Origin of the sequence: Shewanella aegiceratis (assembly GCF_019457495.1) — a bacterium.
Taxonomy (GTDB): Bacteria; Pseudomonadota; Gammaproteobacteria; order Enterobacterales; family Shewanellaceae; genus Shewanella; species Shewanella loihica.
On the sequence record NZ_CP080416.1, the window covers coordinates 4,507,740 to 4,513,739 of the forward strand.

The window sequence follows — 6,000 nt, forward strand, 5'->3', positions numbered from 1 at the left end:
CTCTGTGCTGGCAGCTTGGCTTTACGCTTGTGAATAAACGGCCTAAGGCCCTAAAGTCTGTTTTCCTGCCAAGGTATTTTCACTATACTGCGCCTCCAATTGTACCGAGCCATATCTATGTCGTCTCATCAGTCCGCACCGCCTGCAAGACCCACAAATAAAGTCTTCATCATAGGATTGCCGCGAACCGGCACCACAAGTGTCAGTGTGGCCCTGCTGGAGATGGGACTCAGGGTGGCGCACCAGGCCTTTACCAAACAGGCCGTTATTCTCGCCGATGCCATTTCCGATGCGCCGTGTTTTAGTGATTATCGTCAGCTGCATAGCCTCTATCCGGACGCTAAATTTATCTATCTCGATAGGCCGTTAGATGCCTGGGTGCCTTCGATGCAGATGCTGCTGAGCCGAATGTTGGTGCATCTTGATAAAGAAAGAGGGCGTTTTCACCCTCTGCTTAAGCGCAGTTTCGGCCATACCTTTGGTATCTATCGCGTGGCCGACCCCATGGATGCTGAGCATCTGAAGACTTGTTATCAAGTGCATAAGCAGCAGGTGTTTGATTATTTTCATCAAGATCAGAGAAGCGCGCAGCAGTTCTTGAGTTTACAGCTGGATGATCCCCAGAGTTTGCCGCGCTTAGCCAATTTCATTGGGTTGGATGCTCAAGTCGATAGTCCTCAACTTGTTTTTCCCCATCTCAATCGGGGGCGCAATGTCGCCAGCTGGGATGAATATAAGCATGAGCTAAAGATAAGCAGCAACCTGGCCGGGCCTGAAAATCGCAAATATTTCAATTATAAAATTTAGATCAGCGATTGCTTAACTAATAGTTTTCTCGTTTGGTGCTGCCGACGCTATTATCCCGGGTATAAGTCTACCTACAATCGTTGCTGTGACGATTACATTGCTATCTATGGCTCTGCTCTATCAATAGTTCTTCTCTATCTAGTTTCTTTCTACCTCTTCTCTACGAGAGGCTAAATCTGCCTAGTTTCACGTGGAACTCAGCTATCAAGGAGCGAGAGTGAGCTCTGCCGGACATAGCTGGCCAGGCTTGGAACATCTGGTTCAAGTTTGAGGCTCTAAGTTTGATAGGAGCTTAGGTTTGATAAGATCTCAGACTGGCCGAGCTAAGTTTAAGATCAGGCCAACCCAAGGTAATTGGCACTTAAGGAGCTTAAGCTGAGATCAACAATCACAATGACAACAAATGGCTGGAGTGGATTACCTGAGTCGCCAGCGTAAATCTGGCCTAAAACGCGGGGAACGATGCGCCGTGCGGGATGCGCGTCAGGTATACGAAAGTCTGCCCAGTGGCAGAGGATACTCGCCCAGCGATCCCAAAAGATCTTATCCAAAATTGATGACATGCTTTTGAGTATAACTTTTTGGTTTAGATCCCATCGCGGGATCTAAATTTAGCAGCTCGTAAAACAAACAAGGCTAAAAAATAAATATAATCAACAAATTACATAATAAATTAAGTTATGCACCACTTTTGATCGCAAAGTGAATTACTTGTTGATATCTCTGTTGATTAATTCGATCGCCATCTTGGATGTTTATGCACCAAAATGAGGAAAGATCCCTGCGGGATCTTTCACTGTTTGTTTAAATAATCTTCTCTGGATACGGCAAAGGCCCTAGCCTTAGGCTATCCGTAGAGGGCAGCATAAATGGCTGTTTGAAAAACGCTCATCTATAGTGCAATAAGAGAGCAATAAGTATGCTTATTTGCCGATACAGAACGAGCCGAAGATCTTGCCGAGGAGATCGTCTGAGGTGAACTTTCCGGTGATTTCCGACAGTGCCAGTTGACACATGCGCAGCTCTTCTGCCAGGAGCTCACCCGCTTGATAGACCTCTAACTGTTCCTGACCCAGTGCCAGATGACTGCTGGCGAGCTCTAATGCCTCTAGGTGGCGACGACGAGCCAGGAAACCGCCCTCGAGGTTGCTCTGATAGCCCATCAGGGACTTTAGATGCGCCTTGAGTTCATCCACGCCCGAGCCTGTCTTGGCAGACAGGCGGAACACCTTGTGGCCCTGCTCGTCGGTGGCGTCTAACGACTCACCGGTCAGATCCGCCTTGTTGCGCACCACTGTCACCCCAAGGTTTTTGGGCAGGCGATCGATAAAGTCTGGCCAGATATCATGGGGATCGATGGCGTCCGTGGTGGTGCCATCCACCATGAAGAGCACCTGATCGGCAGTCTCTATTTCGGCCCAGGCGCGCTCTATCCCTATCTGCTCTACCGTGTCTGTGGTGTCGCGCAGGCCGGCCGTGTCTATGATGTGTAGCGGCATGCCGTCGAGATGGATATGTTCTCGCAGCACGTCTCGGGTGGTGCCGGCGATTTCGGTCACGATAGCCGACTCTTTACCCGCCAGGGCATTGAGCAGGCTGGATTTGCCCGCGTTGGGGCGACCGGCGATCACCACCTTCATCCCTTCGCGTATGATTGCGCCTTGTTTGGCACTGGACTGCACCGAATCGAGCTTGGTGATGATCTTGCCAAGTGAGGCGGCAATCTTACCGTCGGAGAGAAAGTCCACCTCCTCGTCGGGAAAGTCTATAGCGGCTTCCACATAGAGACGCAGGTTGGTGACCTGATCCACCAGCTCGTGGACCTGAGTGGAGAACTCACCCTGTAGCGAGCTGAGCGCGCTCTTGGCCGCCTGTTCACTTGTGGCATCGATCAGATCGGCAATCGCCTCGGCCTGGGTCAGATCCAGCTTGTCGTTCATGAAGGCCTGCTCGCTGAATTCACCCGGCTTGGCGATACGCACGCCACCGACATCCATGACACGCTTGATCAGCATATCCAGCACTACCTGGCCGCCGTGGCCCTGTAGCTCGAGCACATCTTCGCCGGTAAAGGAGTTAGGCCCCTTGAAGTAGAGGGCGATGCCCTGGTCGATCACCGCGCCATCGGCGGCCTTGAAATCACAGTAGTCGGCATAACGAACCTTAGGTAGATGCCCGAGTACGGCCATGGCTACGTCGCTGGCCTTGTCGCCAGAGACCCTGATGATACCTACGCCGCCGCGGCCTGGTGCGGTTGCTTGTGCCACGATAGTATCTGTCGTCATTACTGTATTTCCTGCGCTGATGGAGTGAAAGCTGTCTTCATTAAAAAGCAAAAAGCGGTCAATACTGAGTATCCGACCGCTTTTTCATTAGTTGGAGCTAGAGGTTATTTTAACCCTTTTTTCTCCAAACCGGCATAGATGATCTTCTGCTGGGTGATGGCCACCAAGTTACCGACCAACCAGTAAAGCACCAGACCCGCTGGGAACCAGAGGAAGAAGACGGTAAAGATAACCGGCATCCACTGCATCATCTTCTGTTGCATAGGATCCATGGTTGGCGCCATCGGCTGCATCTTCTGCATCAGGAACATAGAGACACCCATCAGCAGCGGCAGTACATAGTAGGGATCTTGTACCGAAAGGTCGGTGATCCATAGCATGAATGGCGCGTGACGCAGCTCGTAGCTTTCCAGCAGTACCCAGTAGAGGGCGATGAAGATAGGCATCTGTAGCAAGATTGGCAGACAGCCACCCATAGGGTTCACTTTCTCTTTCTTGTACAGTTCCATCATGGCCTGACCCATCTTCTGACGGTCATCACCGAAGCGCTCTTTCATGTCCTGCAGCTTAGGTTGCAGGTTACGCATCTTGGCCATAGAGGTGTATTGCGCCTTAGTCAGCGGATACAACATACCACGTACGGTCAGCGTAATTAGGATAATCGCCACACCCCAGTTACCCACGAATGATTGATAGAACATCAACAACCAGTGGATTGGGATTGCCAGCCACCATAGGAAGCCGTAATCAACTACCAGGTTTAGCGATTCAGAGATGGCCGATAGGGCTTCTTGATCCTTAGGACCCACGTAGAACTGGGCGCTAATAGTCTGCTGTGTACCAGGTGCGACATCATAGACGGCACCACGGAAACCGATATTGGCCAGGCCGCCGGCGCTTACGCTAGAGAAGATGGTGTTTTGATCGTTGGCTGGTGGTACCCAGGCTGACACGAAGTAGTGTTGCAGCATGGCTGCCCAACCACCTAGGGTCTTCTTGTCCAGGTTCTTGTCGGCCATATCTTCGAAGCTGTACTTCTCGTAGCGGGTATCTGCTGTCGAGAAGGCGGCGCCGCGATAGGTCGGCATCATCATGCTGCTTTCGCTTTTCTTGATGCTGTGCTTGATCTGACCATACATCTGCACCTGTAGCTGTTCGGCTGAGGTGTTGTTGATGCGATATTCAACACCGACGTCGAACTTGCCTCTGTGCAGGGTGAACACCTTAGTGTAGGTCACGCCATTGTCGGCAACATAGGTCAGTGGGATCTCCAGGGTATCCTGGCTATCGGCTAGGGTATAGGCCTGTGACTGGCTGCTAAAGTGGGCACGGCCCTTAGCGCTGCTGTCGATGCCGTTACGGCCAATCAGACCACTCTGAGAGATGTAGTAGATATCTTTGGTTTGCTGCAGCAGGACGAAAGGTTCTTCCTTGTCTTGCTCAAGCTTATGACCCACCAGCGCAGAGTAGACGATATCACCACCCACTGGGTTAATTTTCAGGGTCAGTTGGTCTGTCGTGACGCTAATGAGTTCTTTAGAGGCGGCTACTGCTTCTGGAAGAGCAGCATCGGCATCGGGAACGTCAGCACTGTGCGCATCTGTGACGGTTGAAGCTACAACTGAAGATTCAGTGGCAACCGGTTGCGGATTTTTGTCTGTTTGCCATTGCTGCCACAGCAAAAAGCTGACAAAAAGCAGACCGATGAGCAATATATTGCGTTGAGATTCCATAGCCTATTTATTACACCTGTTATTTTTTGGAGGGACGGGATCTTCACCGCCCGGATGTAAAGGGTGACATTTTAATACGCGTTTCCCTGCAAACCAACTCCCTTTCACAAATCCGTGCAATCGAATCGCTTCGAGCGCGTAATTGGAACATGTGGGGTGAAAACGGCACTTTGGCCCCAGTATAGGGCTGATAAAGATTTGGTAGCCTCGGATCAGCTTAGTGGCTAGCCATTGTAACGGCGACTGAGCTTGCGCCATAACTTCTCTACCAGTTTGTGCAATGCTGCATTATCCATTTCCAATACACCGTTTCTGACGAGCACGACGATATCGAGCGGCGGTAATTCGTGTTGGTGCAAACGAAAACTGTCGCGGATGATACGTTTAACTCGGTTGCGCTGATTGGCTCGCTTAACATAACGCTTTGCAACAGTTAATCCAATACGAGGATGCTGTAACTCATTAGGGATGGCGAGTAAGGTTATTTCAGCTGAAGAAGCTTTGATGGGATTGGAGAATACAGATTTGAATTGCGCGGGAGTTAACAGACGTAACTCCCGCGTAAAGGTATAGCTGGTCACTTGCATTTCTACTTATTAAGCAGAAAGACGAGCGCGACCTTTTGCACGACGACGTGCGATAACCTTACGGCCACCAACAGTAGCCATACGAGCGCGGAAGCCGTGAGAACGCTTGCGCTTCAGGTTGCTAGGTTGAAAAGTACGTTTACTCATTATGGCAATCCGTCTTTGTTAGGTGAATAAACCTTATCCCTATAAAAGAGGTAAGGGCAAAAAAGAGGCCGAATTGTAATCACTTTAGTTAAGCCCGTCAACAAGCAAAACCCTCAAGTGGGTAAAATCTGCCTCTATATCTTCTTATCAAGTTATCCTTACACACTATCTAGTGTGGATAACTCTGTGAATGGCCACTATATCTTGTGGATCTAGTGATCATTAGCCAGATCGAAGGTCGCTAATTATAGATCGATCCGGATCGCTTAATAAAGCTGAGTTTGCTGCTTTGTCAGATTATTTTGATCGTTAAAGATCGTTTTGGATCTGCGTATATAAATAAAGATGATCTTACTGGGGATAAATCTATTTAAAGGATAGCGATCCTAGTGATCTCGCTATAGAATACACCTCTTTTGTATGATCTTTTGGGGATAAGTA

At 49.8% G+C, this 6,000-nt stretch carries 6 protein-coding genes; 1 reads left to right on the forward strand and 5 read right to left on the reverse strand.

Features of this window, described 5'->3' with window-relative positions; genetic code table 11:
• The first annotated feature begins 117 nt into the window (after positions 1 to 117).
• A complete protein-coding gene (locus tag K0H80_RS19675; RefSeq protein ID WP_220072695.1) occupies positions 118 to 807 on the forward strand; it encodes a sulfotransferase family protein in 690 nt (229 codons plus the stop codon).
• A 923-nt stretch (positions 808 to 1,730) separates the two neighbouring features.
• Here the strand turns inward: K0H80_RS19675 and mnmE are convergent.
• From mnmE to rpmH, 5 genes are all read right to left on the reverse strand, one after another.
• On the reverse strand, positions 1,731 to 3,092 hold the full coding sequence (gene mnmE / locus K0H80_RS19680; protein WP_220072696.1) for a tRNA uridine-5-carboxymethylaminomethyl(34) synthesis GTPase MnmE: 1,362 nt from the start codon (positions 3,090 to 3,092) through the stop codon (positions 1,731 to 1,733).
• Between the two features lie 104 nt (positions 3,093 to 3,196).
• Positions 3,197 to 4,825 carry a membrane protein insertase YidC gene (yidC, locus tag K0H80_RS19685; protein ID WP_220072697.1) on the reverse strand — a complete coding sequence of 543 codons (1,629 nt, stop codon included), beginning with the start codon at positions 4,823 to 4,825 and terminating at the stop codon, positions 3,197 to 3,199.
• Positions 4,826 to 4,828: 3 nt separating this feature from the next.
• Positions 4,829 to 5,083: a membrane protein insertion efficiency factor YidD gene (gene yidD, locus K0H80_RS19690; RefSeq protein WP_011867657.1), complete on the reverse strand. Its 255-nt coding sequence runs from the start codon at positions 5,081 to 5,083 to the stop codon at positions 4,829 to 4,831.
• Positions 5,050 to 5,406, reverse strand: a complete 357-nt coding sequence (gene rnpA / locus K0H80_RS19695) for a ribonuclease P protein component (protein WP_220045366.1) — start codon at positions 5,404 to 5,406, stop codon at positions 5,050 to 5,052. Before rnpA ends, yidD begins: the two co-directional genes overlap by 34 nt.
• 15 nt (positions 5,407 to 5,421) lie before the next feature.
• Complete coding sequence (gene rpmH, locus K0H80_RS19700) at positions 5,422 to 5,559, reverse strand: 50S ribosomal protein L34 (protein ID WP_011867659.1); 138 nt, start codon at positions 5,557 to 5,559, stop codon at positions 5,422 to 5,424.
• Positions 5,560 to 6,000: the final 441 nt, after the last annotated feature.

Excerpts from the sequence above, each read along its gene's own strand:
- mnmE (WP_220072696.1), bottom strand. The coding sequence starts at position 3,092 with ATGACGACAGATACTATCGTGGCACAAGCAACCGCACCAGGCCGCGGC.
- yidC (WP_220072697.1), bottom strand. The coding sequence starts at position 4,825 with ATGGAATCTCAACGCAATATATTGCTCATCGGTCTGCTTTTTGTCAGC.
- rpmH (WP_011867659.1), bottom strand. The coding sequence starts at position 5,559 with ATGAGTAAACGTACTTTTCAACCTAGCAACCTGAAGCGCAAGCGTTCT.
- K0H80_RS19675 (WP_220072695.1), top strand. The coding sequence starts at position 118 with ATGTCGTCTCATCAGTCCGCACCGCCTGCAAGACCCACAAATAAAGTC.
- yidD (WP_011867657.1), bottom strand. The coding sequence starts at position 5,083 with ATGGCGCAAGCTCAGTCGCCGTTACAATGGCTAGCCACTAAGCTGATC.